The organism is Hymenobacter sp. HD11105 (assembly GCF_054051685.1).
In genome coordinates, this window is record NZ_JBSWBR010000002.1 from 84,356 (window position 1) to 99,739 (window position 15,384).

General features: G+C 54.3%; 13 protein-coding genes. 1 reads left to right on the forward strand and 12 read right to left on the reverse strand.

The window, feature by feature from the left end; genetic code table 11:
* Positions 1-50: 50 nt before the first annotated feature.
* From ACW9KT_RS06835 to ACW9KT_RS06855, 5 genes are all read right to left on the reverse strand, one after another.
* Positions 51-1,403, reverse strand: a complete 1,353-nt coding sequence (locus ACW9KT_RS06835) for a hypothetical protein (protein WP_457078687.1) — start codon at positions 1,401-1,403, stop codon at positions 51-53.
* A gap of 94 nt (positions 1,404-1,497) precedes the next feature.
* On the reverse strand, positions 1,498-2,364 hold the full coding sequence (locus ACW9KT_RS06840) for a hypothetical protein (protein WP_457078689.1): 867 nt from the start codon (positions 2,362-2,364) through the stop codon (positions 1,498-1,500).
* A gap of 5 nt (positions 2,365-2,369) precedes the next feature.
* Positions 2,370-2,849: an ABA4-like family protein gene (locus ACW9KT_RS06845; protein ID WP_457078691.1), complete on the reverse strand. Its 480-nt coding sequence runs from the start codon at positions 2,847-2,849 to the stop codon at positions 2,370-2,372.
* A gap of 121 nt (positions 2,850-2,970) precedes the next feature.
* Positions 2,971-5,628 carry a PAS domain S-box protein gene (locus ACW9KT_RS06850; protein WP_457078693.1) on the reverse strand — a complete coding sequence of 886 codons (2,658 nt, stop codon included), beginning with the start codon at positions 5,626-5,628 and terminating at the stop codon, positions 2,971-2,973.
* Between the two features lie 274 nt (positions 5,629-5,902).
* Positions 5,903-6,718 (reverse strand): PA2169 family four-helix-bundle protein, encoded by an 816-nt coding sequence (locus ACW9KT_RS06855; protein ID WP_457078695.1) that lies wholly within the window; start codon positions 6,716-6,718, stop codon positions 5,903-5,905.
* A gap of 173 nt (positions 6,719-6,891) precedes the next feature.
* Between ACW9KT_RS06855 and ACW9KT_RS06860 the strand changes: the two genes are divergently transcribed.
* Positions 6,892-7,587, forward strand: a complete 696-nt coding sequence (locus ACW9KT_RS06860) for a hypothetical protein (RefSeq protein ID WP_457078697.1) — start codon at positions 6,892-6,894, stop codon at positions 7,585-7,587.
* Positions 7,588-7,592: 5 nt separating this feature from the next.
* Here ACW9KT_RS06860 and ACW9KT_RS06865 read toward each other — a convergent pair whose 3' ends face one another.
* The 7 genes from ACW9KT_RS06865 to menB form a co-directional block, all read right to left on the reverse strand.
* Entirely contained in the window at positions 7,593-8,714 is a 1,122-nt protein-coding gene (locus ACW9KT_RS06865; RefSeq protein ID WP_457078699.1) for an AMP-binding protein, read from the reverse strand.
* 327 nt (positions 8,715-9,041) lie between these two features.
* Positions 9,042-10,796 carry a DUF885 domain-containing protein gene (locus tag ACW9KT_RS06870; protein WP_457078701.1) on the reverse strand — a complete coding sequence of 585 codons (1,755 nt, stop codon included), beginning with the start codon at positions 10,794-10,796 and terminating at the stop codon, positions 9,042-9,044.
* 65 nt (positions 10,797-10,861) lie between these two features.
* Positions 10,862-11,311, reverse strand: coding sequence for a hypothetical protein (locus ACW9KT_RS06875; RefSeq protein ID WP_457078703.1), 450 nt, complete (start codon positions 11,309-11,311; stop codon positions 10,862-10,864).
* A 98-nt stretch (positions 11,312-11,409) separates the two neighbouring features.
* A complete protein-coding gene (locus ACW9KT_RS06880; RefSeq protein ID WP_457078705.1) occupies positions 11,410-11,772 on the reverse strand; it encodes a DUF6370 family protein in 363 nt (120 codons plus the stop codon).
* 120 nt (positions 11,773-11,892) lie between these two features.
* Complete coding sequence (locus ACW9KT_RS06885) at positions 11,893-13,377, reverse strand: lipase maturation factor family protein (RefSeq protein ID WP_457078707.1); 1,485 nt, start codon at positions 13,375-13,377, stop codon at positions 11,893-11,895.
* A gap of 250 nt (positions 13,378-13,627) precedes the next feature.
* Positions 13,628-14,350, reverse strand: coding sequence for an adenylate/guanylate cyclase domain-containing protein (locus ACW9KT_RS06890; protein WP_457078709.1), 723 nt, complete (start codon positions 14,348-14,350; stop codon positions 13,628-13,630).
* A gap of 208 nt (positions 14,351-14,558) precedes the next feature.
* Positions 14,559-15,377: a 1,4-dihydroxy-2-naphthoyl-CoA synthase gene (gene menB / locus ACW9KT_RS06895; protein WP_457078711.1), complete on the reverse strand. Its 819-nt coding sequence runs from the start codon at positions 15,375-15,377 to the stop codon at positions 14,559-14,561.
* Between the last annotated feature and the right edge of the window lie 7 nt (positions 15,378-15,384).

Below are 15,384 nucleotides of genomic sequence, written 5' to 3' on the forward strand. Positions count from 1 at the left end.
AGTCACAAATAATGCGGCCTGCAGGTGCCTAGCTAACTGATCCACTTGTGTTACTGCGCGGTGCTCGTAACCACGGGTAACGTTGTGGCTAAGGGCTTTACGGCTGCCGAGTGGCGGAGGAGGATAGCGTACTGAAAGTAGTCAGTGGTGGCGGAACCAGCGCGGGTAGCTTCCATGGTTTGGCCCATCAGGGGCGCTCGCACATTGGTTAGCTTTAATGACTGCCGATAGGGCGCACCGGGTGCATCGAGCCGGAATAGGGTAGCCGGGGCGCTGGCAGGCGCCGCTTCCAGCAGATCCGACACACCGGGCACAAGCACCACCGGGCCCGCGGAGTTCAGCCAGCCGACGGATACAGTACGCTCAGCGGGGCGCATGGCGGGTGGAATGCTGCCAGCAGGAATCATCGTTTCGCTGTCCGTCGAGAAAATGGCGAGCGACACTACCCGGTTGCGAAAAGGTAGGGACGAGGAGCGAACCAGCGCCGCAAGTGGCCGACTTTTGTTCACTGCCGATTGGAGAATATGGTGAAAGCCCCACAGACCGTACATTTTCTCTTCCCCGAGCTGCAAGCGGGCGTATTCCGTCTGCAAGTTGAGCAGCATAACACTGTCGCGGCGAATGTGTGGGGCGTGTAGATAAGCCGCGTTGCGCAGCACCTGCGCTACCTGCGTGCGACCCGCCGCCGACAAGCCTGAGGCCGCCGAATCGGTGGCGAAGGTGGGCAGTAACCGGTGGGCTAGCTGGGCGAATGCTTGCTCCGTGGGGGGCACGGTGCTTAGGCGTTGTAAGGTGTCCAGCACGGTATTGGTGCCGGCTACGTAAGCTTCTTGAGCCAATACAGCGCGCAAATGCTTGCAGACCAAACTCACATCCTGGAGGCGGTCGATGCCGATAAAGCGGATGTGGGCCGCAGCGGGTAGCGTCTGGTTCAGGGCCCGGATACGGCGCACCTTGTCGTAGAAATCCTGGTTGCCCCACTGTGCCGTGCCGTCCCAAACGCCGAACACGGTTTGTAAATCAGCCTCATTACCAGTCGTCAGATACCGATTGAAAAAGTAGGCCTGACTAGGGTCAATCTCTGCCACATAATTGCGCAGCCCGGTTTTTTGATTTAAGTGGCGCAACAAAGCAAAATCCAGTGTCTGGGGCTGGGCGCTGCCGTGCGACTCGCCCAGCAAAAACAATTGATTCTCATAAAAATCAGCCTCGAAGTCGGGGAAATCGGCGGTCGTTTCTGTAGGAGCTACCCGCTGATGTGCTCGCAGATACGCCACTGTTGCCGTATCGGGCTGCCCCAGCGCAACCCAGGCGTAGGCCGCGTAGCCCACGCCGCCCAGCACGAGCAACAGGACAGGCATCACCACAATGGCCAGCAACACGCGGAGTAGAAGTTTTTTCATCAGAAAGGCGGAAGCCTGGGGCAGTAAATGGTGAGGTGGGTAGCTGTAATGTAATTCATGCCGACGAGCTCGGTCTACAAAAAGCCTCGCTTAATTAAGCAGGCCACAGCGGAATGCCCCCCAGCGCCTGCATATACAAAGCTATAATCAAGGCAACGTAGCCCAGAGTCCCCAGTCCTAGCAGGAGCAGGCTGCGTCGCGGTACATACTTGCCTACCACCCAACCTAACAGCGGCAATACCTGCAAAGCGTGCAAACCCAGAAAGTGCGCCGCCCGCAGATCGCCGGCGCAAGTGCTCCAGCCCAGCACGGGTAGGCCGGGGCCGCCGTCAGCGGCGCCCACCGTGTGGCCCATCTGCCGAATCATGATGCCACCTACGGCGCTGCCCACTAAGAACAACAGCAGGCCCAAGCGCATGCCCCACACGTATGCGGCCGGCCCAAATGGCCGGTGACGCACCATCAGATACAAGGCCCACACTAGCAGCACGGTGTTGATGGCAATGAACACGCCCATAGCGGCAAATACCATCCCGTCGAACAGAGAGCTTTGGTTGAAGTGTGAAGTGGTGCCACGGGCTGCCTGCAGAAAAATAGCTGCAATTTCGACGGTCATGCTGATGGCTATGCCCCAGCTGATAAAGCGCACGGACCGCTGAGCGGGAGCCGGCAAATCGGCCAGCAGCCAGCCCAAAGTCCACAAATAGATAAGGTTGGAAAGCGCAAACTTGAGAGGCTTAAACCAGATGTTGAGGCCCGTCACTATGCGCTCATCAAACGGAGCCAACGCCAACGCTACCAGGGTCAGCCCCGCACTCAGCCAACCGACCCACGACAAAACCGGATTGCAACGGTGCAGAATAAGCAACTTCTCACGCAGGTGCAGCCCCGAAGAAAAGAGCAAGGGACGGCGAGGAACAAAACTAGTAGAGCGGCCGGAGGCGAAGGCGAGCGTTTTCATAGCTACTAATAATAAGATGAACGAACAGCATGCGAAGTTTCAGCGGGGCTGGGGGGCAAATCTTTAGGATAAAAGCGCCGCACCAGCGCATAAAGCAGCAGCCCAACCGGCCCAAACAAAAAAGTAAACAACAGGCAGGGAATCAGCAGGCCGTGGGGCACGCCCCGGCGGTGGGCGTCGCGCACTTCCCAAGTGCCCACGGCCAGATCAAAGCATAGATAGTGCACCCAGCCTGCCAGCAGCGCCCACGGGTCTTGGAACAGTAGGGCCACATCAGCTAGAGAAGAAAATCCCCCCGCACTACCCTGTGGGCCCATATAGTGCACTAAAAGCACTGAGGCGTATACCACCCCAAAACCCAACGGCAGCGCTCCGCTGAGCACCAGGCGGCGCGTGCCCACCCAACGGGGAGCCACGAGCAGCATTAGCCACCCCAGCATAGCTACGGTGTTGGCAACTGAGAATAAACTAGCGGGCGTGAGCATGGCTGGGGGGCTTTTTTTAAACTAAGCTACCCGCCAAACGCTCATTTGGAAATTAGAAAATGGTTGAAGCCGCCCCTATTCTGGTTGAACCGGCGCTAGGGTGGTGTGAACCGTAGGCGCGCTACCGCCGAAAATAGATGCGGAATGTAGAGCCTTGACCCACCTGGCTTTCGGCTTCTATTTTGCCCCCCACGTTCTCCACCATCTTCTTGATCATATACAGGCCAATGCCCGAGCCCTCCACATGGTCGTGGAAGCGCCTAAACATGGTAAATAGCTGATCCATACGCCCGGCCTCTATGCCCAGGCCATTATCCTGCACGGTAAGCACGTAGTATTCGGCTGCGGTTGCGCACCGAATTGTTACCTGTGCCTGTCGATCCGGTGAGCTATACTTCAGCGCGTTGCTAAGTAGATTATAAATAGCCGAGCGCAGGTTCTTGGCCGAAAAGTGAATGGCCGGGCAAGCCGCTACGTCGATTGTAATGTGGGCGCCTAATGATTGGCGCAGCGGTTCCAGGTCTAAGCATACGTCATGAATAACCTCTGCCAAGTTCACCAGTATCGCCTCTTCATTGTTTACCTTTTGCAGCTTCACAATGTCGGTGAGGTTGGCAATGGTCTTGGTAAACCGCTCTACCGAGTTCTGCATAAGCCGCAGGATGTACTGCACCTGCTCAGACTGCATACTCTCGGTTGGAGGCGTATCGAGCAGGGCGTGCAGCAGGCCTTCAATGTTGGAAATTGGCGCTTTCAAATCGTGAGAGGCTGTGTACACGAAGTTATCCAGGTCGTTGTTGATGCGCACCAATTGCTCGTTGGCTTGCTTTAGCTCGGTGATATCAATGGCCACACCTACGTAGCCATACAAGTCGCCATTGGGGTAAAAGCTGGGCGCCCCCTGCGCTAGCAGCCAGCGAAACTCGCCATCGTGGCGCAACATGCGGTGCTCCATCGAATAAAGCGTGCCGCCGCTGATAGCATCGGTGAGCGTCTTTTGGGCAAGATCCGCTTCCTCGGGGTGCAAGTAAGGCCACCAGCCAGTGGCGAGGTACTCGTCCATGCTGACGCCCACAAACTCCAGAAAGGCTCGGTTGATGTAGCGAATGGAGGAGTCGGCGTTTACGGCCCACACTTGGTTGGGGGCCGCGTCAGCCATTATGCGAAAGCGCTCTTCGCTTTCCTTTAGCGCAGCCTCTGCTTGTTTGCGCTTCGTGATGTCTCGGGCTACCGTAAACAGGTGTGGTTTGCCCCCCAGTTCGAACCCAGACAAGCTAACTTCGACGGGATAAACAGAGCCGTCTTTCCGCATATGAAGCGTTTCAAGGTGCGGAATAGGCTTATTCTGGGCACTGACAAACAGCTTCGCAAAGCCCTCATCCTGATAGATTGGATCAACATCGGGCACGCGAATGTGCCGGGCTTCTTCTTCTGTGTAGCCCCAGTTTTCCAGTGCTATTTTGTTGAGATAGGCAAACGAGCCATCTTCTCGCATCAGAATAAACGGGTCGCGGGCCTGATCAGCCATGAATTGAAACCGCCGCAGGTCCTCCTCGTTCTGCTCGATGATGCGCTGTGCCAGCACTTCCTCCGTTACATCAATGGCCGTATTATGAATGGCGTATACCTCACCCTCCTTGTTGCGCAGGGGCTTAAAGGTAAAATTGAAGTAAAAGGACTGCGGCTTCCCATCAATCACCAGCTCTGCTTGCTCTTTTACCCCGATATAGGCCTCTCCAGTAGTGTATACTTGATCCAGCAAATCAGCAAAACCCTGTTCTTGCAACTCGGGCACCGCCTCGCGGAAGGGTAGGCCAAGCACTGCTTTACCCTTACCCCAATGCGACAGCATAATAGCATTTGCGTATTGTATACGCAGCTCGGGGCCTACATACAGCGCGGTAGCAACGGGAGCCTCTTCGATAAGAGTACGATAGCGAAGTTCACTCTCAACTAGTTGCCGCCGGGTAGCTACGTGCTGCGTGACGTCGTAGGCCACCGTGAAAATGCCGGTTACACCCTCGTTAGCTGGGTCATCGTGCCAAGGTTGATAAATATAATCATAGTAGCGGGTCTCAAACTGGCCGTTAACAAGCAGAGTAGCCGGATACTCGGTGCGATAGTACGGCTGGGCCGTTTTGCATACCTGTTCCAGCACGTCAACCAGCCCCAATTCTTGGTTGAACGGCAGCGCCTCAACTATTGATTTGCCCACGATGTCGGACGTGGCTCCTAATAGCTGGAGCATCTCGTCGTTGGCTAGCGCTACCACGTTCTCCGGGCCAGTAACTAGGCTAACCGCAACGGGTGCCTGCATGAACAGCCCAAACTTTTTCTCGATTTCTCCCTTTGCCTGCCGACTTGTTTCCGCCTGCACTCGCTCCGTTACATCCTGGGTGGTGTGAATAATATACAGCACCTCCCCAGCGGGATTCAGGACGGGCTTGTTGTGAAACGACCAGTAGCGCGCTTCAAATTCTCCGGCCGTATTAAGCACATCGTACCGCCCCACGGGCATCTGATCCGGCTGCTTAGTGAGTAAAACAGCTCGCAGCGAAGCGCGCAGATTGGCGGGACCAGTGGCGGCTAGGGCCGCTGGATTTTCCGGAAATACCTCAAAAACTGGGTTGCCCACAACCTCATGTCTTTCTTTGGCGGTAATGTTCAGCAGGTCATTACTGACACCCAAAATCGTGAACTGGGGGGCATTTGGCTCTATAAGCATAAAGCTGCCAGGCATGGCCTCAAAAGCCGTTCTGAAATCCACAGTATTTATCACGGAATGCGCCAGTTTGAAGAAGGCAAGAAACCGGAAGGTAGCACTATTTAACCTAGTCGGCTAAGCTGCTTTGGGGAAAAATCTGCGGATTTGGGGCGCTACTGCCACAATGAAGCAGTTGAACTGAATGCGGGGGGCATTTTCCGCAGCTCGGCTTACTTCATGTGATGGTTTTCCTCTATAGCTGCGAAATGGCTCTACGCAATAAGCCCCACCGAGAACCGCCGCCCTAGGCGCCAGACTCTGTGGGGCTTCGCAAAAGGTACGCAGATGGTTAGTGCTCGTGCTGCAGGCGGAGGAGGCGGTAGTAAGTGTGCTTTGACTGCGCATACTGACGCTGTATCTCCTTGCGAAGCGCGCCAATTATGTTTTTATCGTTCAGAGCATCTTCGTAGGCTTTAATAGCCCACTCCTCGCCGTAGACATTGGAGCCCAAAATGGCTTTTTCGTCGTAGCCGGTAAGAGCTGCTTTCGTTTCCATCCAGGCGCGGTAGAGCTTGCCTTTCAGAGTGGTACCCGATTCAGTGGTGCTGTCTTTGTCGCGCAGGTAGGTATTGAGCTTGTTGGCAAATTGCTGGCTCTGACCCGCCAGCTGATGATAATAGCCACGAAGCGCCGTGTCCTTGCTTTCGCTGGCGGCCCGCTGGTAGCCTTCAATCCGGTCGTTTACGAAAAGCAGCAGCTCGTGCAGGGTGGCCGCTTGAGCGCTCCGAGTACGGTCGCGGCTAACTCCAGCTTTGTTGCCCCGGCTGAGCAGGAACCAACCTGTGGCAAGCACGGCGCCACTCAATATTTTTTGCGGAGTAGACAGCTGGCGCCAACCCTTGGCTGCTCGGCTAGCTAGGCGCTGTAGCGGCTCAGGTAGCTCCGTTACGGTATTCTGCAGGCCGCTATCCCGGAGCCAGCCCTGGGCTTGGGAGAGTAAGGTGTTTGTGTCGCCAGCCGAGGAAGAAGTGGAGCTGTCGGCAGAGTCGTTGGCGGCGCTTGAGGCATCAGAGCCAGATGGATGCTCTCTTTCTCTACCAGCGTTGGAAAGGGCCATGGCAGCCGCTGAATCGGGGCTAACGCGAGGGCTATTGGGATGACTCATAGGGGAAGTGCGAATAGGATGAATGCCAGGCTAATACAGCAACTGGTAGGTATCACATTCGCGAAAGCCTGCGGGAAGGTTACAATAGAGTTGCCCGGTGGCGCTACCGAAGGCGCGCGCCGTTCGTACGCTTTGTTGGGGATTTTTACCTGGCAGTCACGTATTTTAAGCCTGTGAATAAATGTATACCACTGCTTGGAGTGCTGCTGGGCTGCCCAGCCCTAACGCACGGCGCTGAACCGGGAGCCGTTCCCGACAGCGCCTTCGTGCGGCAGCAACACCGGCGGCCAGTATTTCAGGTTGACCAGCGGTTTTCCTTATTGAATGGGAAAGTAGTAGGCATCAATGGCCTCAAAGGCGGTATCGAGTGGAATGGCCGCCTGCGGGCCGGCCTGGGCGTGTACCTGCTCAGCGGCGGCGTGCCCACCGACGCGCCTTTGCCCCCCGATTTGCCCCCCAATACCCGCGACGAGCTGCGGTTCCGCTACCTAGTAGGCTACGGAGAGTATGTGCTTATCGGCAATCCGCGCTGGGAAGTAAGCGCGCCCGTCCAGATAGGCGTCGGCAAGTTTTACTCCCGCTACCAGCTCCCTAATGGCGGCGGGGTGCGCCGCTCCGCCAAAGACCAGATTTATATCCTGGAGCCATCCATAGCCAGCCACTACCGGGTATTTCACTGGTTGGGCCTGGGGGCGGGCGCCGGCTACCGGCAGATGATGTTTATCAACGACAAGCTGGAGGATGAGCTCAGCGGCGCCATCTTTTACGGTCGCGTAAAGCTGTTTTTGGGCGATTTGTACAAGATAGCGCGGGGCCGGCAAAAGTTGTTTTCGCAGGAGGGCCTGCGCTCAGCAGACTGGCAGAAGTAGCTGCCTCAACCCTCGTTAAGCGTCTTCACTGTGCCGCGCCGGTCCAGCTTGCCGGAAGCCGTAGTCTTGAACTGCGGCACATAGATTAACTCCCGCGGTCGTTCGTAGCGACTCAAGCGCTCGGCCAGCAACGTCATTAACTGTTCACTTTGCCCCCCAGACAACGCTTCTCCTTCCAGAAAAGCCGTTACCTGCTCGCCCAGACGCTCATCGGGCCGGGCCGCTACAAAGGCGCGCCTGGAAGGCAAGCCCAACTCAGCCAAGGCTACTTCCAGCACCAGCTCCACCTTTTCAGCCTGGACTTTCACGCCGCCAGAGTTGATCACAAAATCAGCGCGGCCCAGCCATTCGAATGCGTGCTCTTCGGGCAGCAGTCGCACCTGATCGTTCGTGACGATAAGCTGGTCGTTGGTTACGTCGGCCCGGACAGTGAGGCAGCCGCGCTCGTCTTGATCTACATGAATGCCGGGCAGCACTTTGTAATAAGGCTTTACTTCGGGGCCATTGAGGCGGCGCAGAGCAATATGAGAGGCCGTTTCGGTCATGCCATACGTATGATATATCGGCACCGTCAACGATTCTACGGCTCGCTCCAAGCCACTTTCCACGACTGCGCCACCTACCAAAATGGCTTTCATCTTGTTAAGCCGCGCCGCGTGCCCATTCTCCAGCACTGTACGCAGCTGCAAAGGCACAAAAGAAGCAAAGTCAAACGCTGCCTCATCCTGCACCAACGCCAGCGGGTCGGCGTGAGGCTCCACGATAGTCAGGTGCAGATTCAGCTCCAAGCCGCGCACCAGCATCATCAGCCCGCCCACATATTCGCAGTTCAAGCATACCAGCATCCGGTCGCCGGGGCCCAGGTCAAAATAGTCGCCGGTGCGTCGGGCGCTGGCTGCGAGCTGCTGCCGCCGCAGTTGTATCCGCTGAGGCTCACCCGTAGAGCCAGAAGTTTGGAGGCCAAATTCCAACGCGCCATTCAGCCACTGCCGACAGAAGTCCAGCACTTTGGCTTCGTAGCCATTTAAGTCAACAGTGCTATCGGCGGGGTATTGCTTGATATCGGCGTAGCGAAATTCGCGGCCGTTGAGCAGGAGAGAATCAGGGAGGAGGGAGGAGGCAGGCATGGATAGAGCAGAGGGCGATAAAAATATGTAACCTGTATACGCATATACGCAGATTTCTTACTGGCGCGAGCTTGAAGCTCATGCATACTAGCTGGTGGGCTTCCTAGCTCATACTTTGTAACCACTACAACGGGCGCAGCACCGCTTGCCTCGTTGCAGCAGACTGGCTGCAAGGCAGTCATCGTGGTAGACACGAGCTACAAGCTCGCGTTAGTAAGGGCCAGCTGGGTAATTGGGGGATTATAAAAATTGGCAGACGGATTCACTGCACAACTGCTTAGGTACAAGCATCACTCGGCACAGCCGCGACTATAGCGCAACTCGTTCTTAACCCTTCTTTTTAGTTTTCTCCTGCTGCTGTTGAATAAATCGGTCCGTCATCTTTTCAAGAATGGATAGCGTAACCGTGCCGTTGGAAAGCACCATGTCGTGAAAAGCGCGAACGTCAAAATCTTCTTTCAAAGCCACTTCGGCCTTTTGGCGCATTTCCTTGATTTTTAACTCGCCCATTTTGTAGGCTAGCGCTTGCCCAGGCCATAAAATGTAGCGGTTGACTTCCGTGTTTACTTCGTGCAGGGAAAGCGCCGTGTTATCCGCTAAATATGCCACGGCCTGATCCCGCGTCCAGCCTTTTGAGTGAATACCTACATCAATCACCAGGCGGCATGCCCGCCACATTTCATAGGTCAGCCGGCCAAATAGGCTGTAAGGATCTTTGTAGAAACCCATTTCATGGCCCAGATACTCGCTGTATAATCCCCATCCTTCGCCAAAAGCGTTGATGTAGTTATTCCGCCGAAACTCAGGCAAAGTGGTTAACTCCTGCGTTAAAGCATTCTGTAAATGGTGGCCTGGTACTGCTTCGTGCAAGGTCAACGACTCCAGGGTATACAGCGTGCGGTTCGGCAGATTAGACGTGTTTACCCAATACTCTCCGGCCCGGGTGCTGCTGATAGGTGCACCCGAATACCGTCCTGCGGTATAATTAGGGGCCAAATGTTCCGGTACGGGCACTACCGTAAATGGCTGCCGGGGTAGCTTGCCGAAAAGCGAAGGCAATTTGCCCTCCACGGTTTTCGCAATAAAGGCAGCATCCTTCAATAAGGCATCCGCTGTTTTCGGCTGAAACTGCGGATCAGTGCGTAGAAAGGAAACGAACTCTTTAAAGTTGCCTTTAAATTTTACGTCGCGAATAACATTATCCATTTCACTTCTGATTCGCGCTACCTCCTTTAAGCCAAGCTGATACACCTCTTCCGAGGTAAGATTGGTGGTAGTGAAATGCCGTACCCGATCTTCGTAATAGGCGCGGCCATTAGGAAACCCTGAGGCGCCCAGCGTAGGGCGGGCTTTAGGTAAATATTCCTGATCAAAAAACGTCTTTATTTTTTGGTAACTGCCAACTACATCCTTGGTAATAACGCCCTTGGCAGAGGTTTGTAACGCGGCCCAATCGGCCTCGGAAATGTTGGCTGGTTTTTTAGTGAAGGGCTTCCAAAATACCGATTGCTCAGCCGTTTGCACTATGTGCTGGGTATAGCTGATTTCATAACCATTGAGCACTTCTCGTGGCTGCGTAATGCCCTGAGCAATGCCCTGTCGCATCAATTGCAAGTTCTCATCAACAAAGCGCGGAATGTCTTTTAGTAAAATAATGTACTGCTCAGCGTCTTTTTTAGAGGTGATAGTTCTGTTTCCTCTAGAGGCCAAGGAGGCGTGAAAACCAGCATCCGTTTGGATAGGGTTTAGATAAGATTTGAATTGGTATTCGGCTAATTCATCCTGCACATCGTGGTCTAACAATTCCAGGTTTATCTGGTCATCGAAAGACAATGATTTCTTGTTAATCGCCTTTAGTTGCGCATCGATTTTTTTGTAGAAAAGCCCTTTGGCTACAAAGCTGCTTTCGGTTCGGGAGCGCAATACATGATTGCTGCTGCTGTCGCGCTTCCACGCTTGCTTCTCATACTCCTTGATTGCCGTCAAGGCAGCAGCGATATCCTTCTGAACAGGCTTTTGTTGGGCTTGAAGCCCGCCCGCGACAAGCAGCAGGGAGAAAGTGAAGAGTACCGAAACTCGCATAAATAAAGTGTTAGGGGTGAGCCTTGATGCCCACTGCAGGTGATAGTCGTGAATGTAGAGGAGAGCTACCCAATTAGCCACCGCTGATACGTCTTGGCTGAGGGCGCCAACACCACGCAGAGCGTGAGCATCAGGCACCCGAAAAAAAGCAAATCGACGGGGCTTTTGGTAATGGTGTAAGTGCCCAAAGGTGGCAGGCCCAGCAGACCCAGCAAGCTGTTGCGCAAGAAAATACGGCTCTTGTACAGTCGCAAATTTTCTGCTTCCGGCCGCCGCAGGTTTGGCTTAATTTGGGAAGAAACCAGGTAGACAAGTACGCCCACTAGCACCAATAAGCCCCCCAGCAGCAGCAGAGCCGGCCAGGTAGCTAAGGCAGGGTTGGTGGCGCCCAACCCCGCAGTGCGGCGGCCTGCGACCAGCACTAGCGTGGCCATCACGGCGGCCTGTGCCGGATAGTGCAGCCAGTGCAAGCGCCGAATGCGTCGGATAGATTCTTCGTACGTGGGATCTGCCATGCCTTCGGCTACGTAGCAAGCCTCTACCGGGATATAGCGTTGGCTTAGCAATGCTGCGCAAGCCCGAATGGTAGCTAACTGTTGTCAGTCGGCTTTGGTTATTTCATTTTGTCAGGTTCCGGCAACAGCTTAAAATAGGTTGCCACGAAACGGTTGTCTACTACTTCGCCTTGCACTTCTGCCCGACGGATGGCGCTACAGAAGCCATCTTTAGCATGCGCATCACCGTGCGAGTCGATAGTTGTTCCATCCACGAAATATGCCTTGCCATCCATGCGAATGGCCAGGTCGCACTCCTTGCCAGGCAGCCCCAGTTTGCACTGCCCGCACGAAGCTTCTACTAGTTTCACTTCTTTGGTTTTGTCGGGGGTAGCTACCGTGGCCGCCACTTTGGTAGTTTGGGCAGTAGCCGAGGAGGCTGCAAAAAAGCCGCAGGCAAGTAGCATTAACAAAAATTTCACGGAGCTGCTGGTTAGTTGATGAGCCGACAATAAAGTTGTCAGGTGTAAATAACGAAAAAACTGCCTGCTCTGGCATCAACAAGGCAGTTTGTAACAGATAAAATCTGCTACTGAGCCCGGTTATTTCGGGTATGAATCTAAAGGAACCCAGCCAGCACTTTGCAGAACCTGAATCAGCTCCGGATCGTCGGCAGACATAGCCCGAAGCCAGATACCAACCCGGTCACGATTCCAATAAAGTCCCTGCTCATTGCCGGGCTCGGCAAACCTGTACCGGTACAGCACGGCCCGAATATAGCGCGGCGGCTGGTCAGGAAAAGGGTTTCTGGCAAACAGACTCACTGCATTAGGGTCGTTGTGCAGGAGTTTCCAGATTAAATTTACCGTCCACGGATACTCAGCGGGAGAGGACATAGCGGCAAACCACATCTGCCAGTCCAGCCGCAGCTGGTAGGGGGCAATTTGTGGCGGACGCTGGTCCAGAGCCACCGGCAGGCCTTTGTAGATATAGGGTTTCCAGTTGGCTTGGTCGCTGGAGTCCTCGTCCATGGTTCCTTCAAACACCACATTAAACCGTTCTCGCCCCACCGTCCCAAATGCTCCATAGGTATTCACGAGCCCCAGCGGATCGAAGGAAGTGTTCATGATTTGCCCCGGCGACACGATGTTCAGAGCAGGCTGAATGCTTAAAACAGCAACAACAGCCGTCACAACCCAAGCCGTGGTGAGCATAGATTTGGATACTTCGGCGCGGGCGGCAGCGGCTTCCGCTTTCTGCACGAGCACGCGGGGAAGAACCTTAGCCCAGAAGCCATCATCCAAACAAGCCAGTGCCGGCACGATTGTCAGCCAGTTCAAAAACGAAAGGTTGCCGCTAACAATGATGCTGAGCTGGAATACAATAATCACAACTCCGGCAATGTGGCGGGCAAGCCTGGGACCGAACACGAAGAAGGGCGCAACAATCTCGGCCAGCCAATTAAACCACACCCCAACGTGCAGTGCAATGCGCGGCATAAAATGAAACCACCGACTCAGCGGCCCCGGAATAGGCTGGGTTTCGAAATGATAGTAAAGGGCAGTGCTGTCACGCCATATTTCGTCTCCACGCAGCTTAATCAAGCCGGCCCCGAGCATGATGCGGAAGGCCAGCCACCGGAACAAAACGATAATGGGCGTAGGCGGCGCGTACCGAGGGAAAGGGCGCAGGTCGAGCAAGGGGCAGAGGAAGATAGCCAGAAAACCAGTTTCGGTAAGCTGAATTTCCCAACCGTACCCATACCACTCCTGCCCAACGTGCACGATGGACATATAGAGAAACCAGAGCACCGTTAGCAGCAGGGCATTGGCGTAACCAGCCACCACGACGCAGGAAAGCACAAACCCAATCCAGGCCACCGTCAGCAGGGCTGCATCCGAATGCCAGAGCCAAAACAACGACGGCAGCCGCAGGAAGCCCGCTACATCTGACCCAAGCGCCTCACTCACCCGCTCCAAATACAGACCGACAGGTAGTAGTCCGTTAGAGCCAATCAGTGGAATAATTTGGTTAATCGCTACGAGAAAGGCCACGGCATAAAGCGCCCCTAGCAAACGCAGCAGCACAAAGCGGGTAAGCCAATAAGAGGGAGGTCTGTCTAGAGCACGCGTAGCACGTTGAGATTCGCCAGCCATGTTGTTCACTTCCGTTCGTTTGTTGCTGATGGAAGCTTAATACGGCTGCTGTTTGGCGTTTGGTGGCTAGCGACGGGTTATAAATGCTTACAAATATTTGCCCCCTAGGTTGGTAACAGGTCTGTTTATCATCCTCTGTTAAGCTTATTCCTCAGAAACCTAGCTATCTGCATTTTGCCTCCTAGGCAAGCACATAGCCATTTACGGGATTGCTGATGCCCTTCAGAGTAAGGAGTTTCTTTTGTGCATCGGGAAACTGGCCTTTCACTTCCGTGAAAACTTCTTCCGTGACCATGATTTCACCTATGCCGGCAGCGCCCTGAAGCCTCGAGGTCAGATTAACCACCGGACCTATGGCGGTAAAATCTTTGTAAGTGGTTCCCACTTCCCCCACATAAGCCTCCCCTGTATGAATTCCTATGCCTACACCTAGGGTTTGGATGTCACTTAAGCCAATTTCCTCTTTCATGTGCTGACAATCTTTTTGCAGTTGAACCGCGGCGCTGACTGCATTTTGCACATGGTCTTTCCTAATTAGTGGGAAATTGAAAATGGCAAGCACCGCGTCGCCGATGAACTTGTTGACAATCCCATCCTTCTCCCAGACTGCTGCCGAGCACCGGTCGTAAAAATGGTGTAGCAGCTCATTTAGTTTTTCAGCTTCTATCTGCTGCGACAAGTCCGTGTACCCTCGAATATCCGCGAAGAGAATGGTGGTGGAAACAGGTACCTGTTTGTGCTTCATTATTTTGGCAAAATTGCTCTCGCAGAAGGTGCACATATTGGGGTGCATCTTGCTCCTTTTGATACCAAAAGTTCTGAAGAAAGCCGAGAAAGGGCCGCGTATGGCAGTCGGCATATGCATATGTTCCCAGCAGCCCTGGCAAATTTGTGTCTCTTTCATGTCACCCTTGTAGTCCCTTGTAAGCTTCAAGATTAATATAGAATTATATCAGCTAATATTTACACGTTTCTAATAATATTTTGCTTGCTCGTTAATAACGTAAGCCAATAGCCCGCACCCGCTTTCCATGCTTAAATTAGATAATCAGTTCTCACAAAAAAGGCCTGCACCACGCGGTACAGGCCTTTATTATTAAACTGGTGAGCCGTTATGGAAACTTGGGAAACTTGTCGAAGTCGGGCTTGCGCTTCTCGACGAAGGCGTTGCGGCCTTCTTTGGCTTCTTCGCTCAAATAATAAAGCAGCGTGGCGTTGCCGGCCAGCTCCTGAATGCCAGCCTGCCCATCGAGTTCAGCGTTGAAGCTGGATTTGAGCATACGTAGGGCTAGGGGGCTTTTTTCGAGAATTTTGCGGCACCAAGCAACGGTTGTTTCTTCGAGTTGCTCCAGCGGAACCACTTTGTTTACGAGGCCCATATCAAGAGCTTCTTGGGCATCGTATTGGTCGCAGAGAAACCAGATTTCGCGAGCTTTTTTCTGGCCTACTACGCGAGCTAAGTAGCTCGCGCCAAAGCCACCATCGAAGGAGCCTACTTTGGGGCCAGTCTGGCCGAAGCGGGCGTTTTCGGCGGCAATAGTTAGGTCGCAGACAACGTGGAGCACGTGGCCACCACCAATAGCCCAGCCGGCTACCATGGCGATAACAGGCTTGGGAATAGAGCGAATTTGCTTCTGCAAATCGAGCACGTTGAGGCGGGGCACGGTGTCTTCGCCCACATAGCCGCCGTGGCCACGCACGCTCTGGTCGCCACCTGAGCAAAAGGCCTTGCCACCCTCGCCGGTGAGGATAACTACGCCAATATCTGTGCGGTTGCGGCAGATATCCATGGCCTCAATCATCTCCTGCACCGTGAGCGGCGTGAAGGCATTGTGCACCTGCGGGCGGTTGATGCTGATTTTGGCGATGCCCTCGTGAAAAGAGAAGAGAATCTCGCGGAATTCCTTGATGGGAGTCCAAGTAATGGCCATATGAACG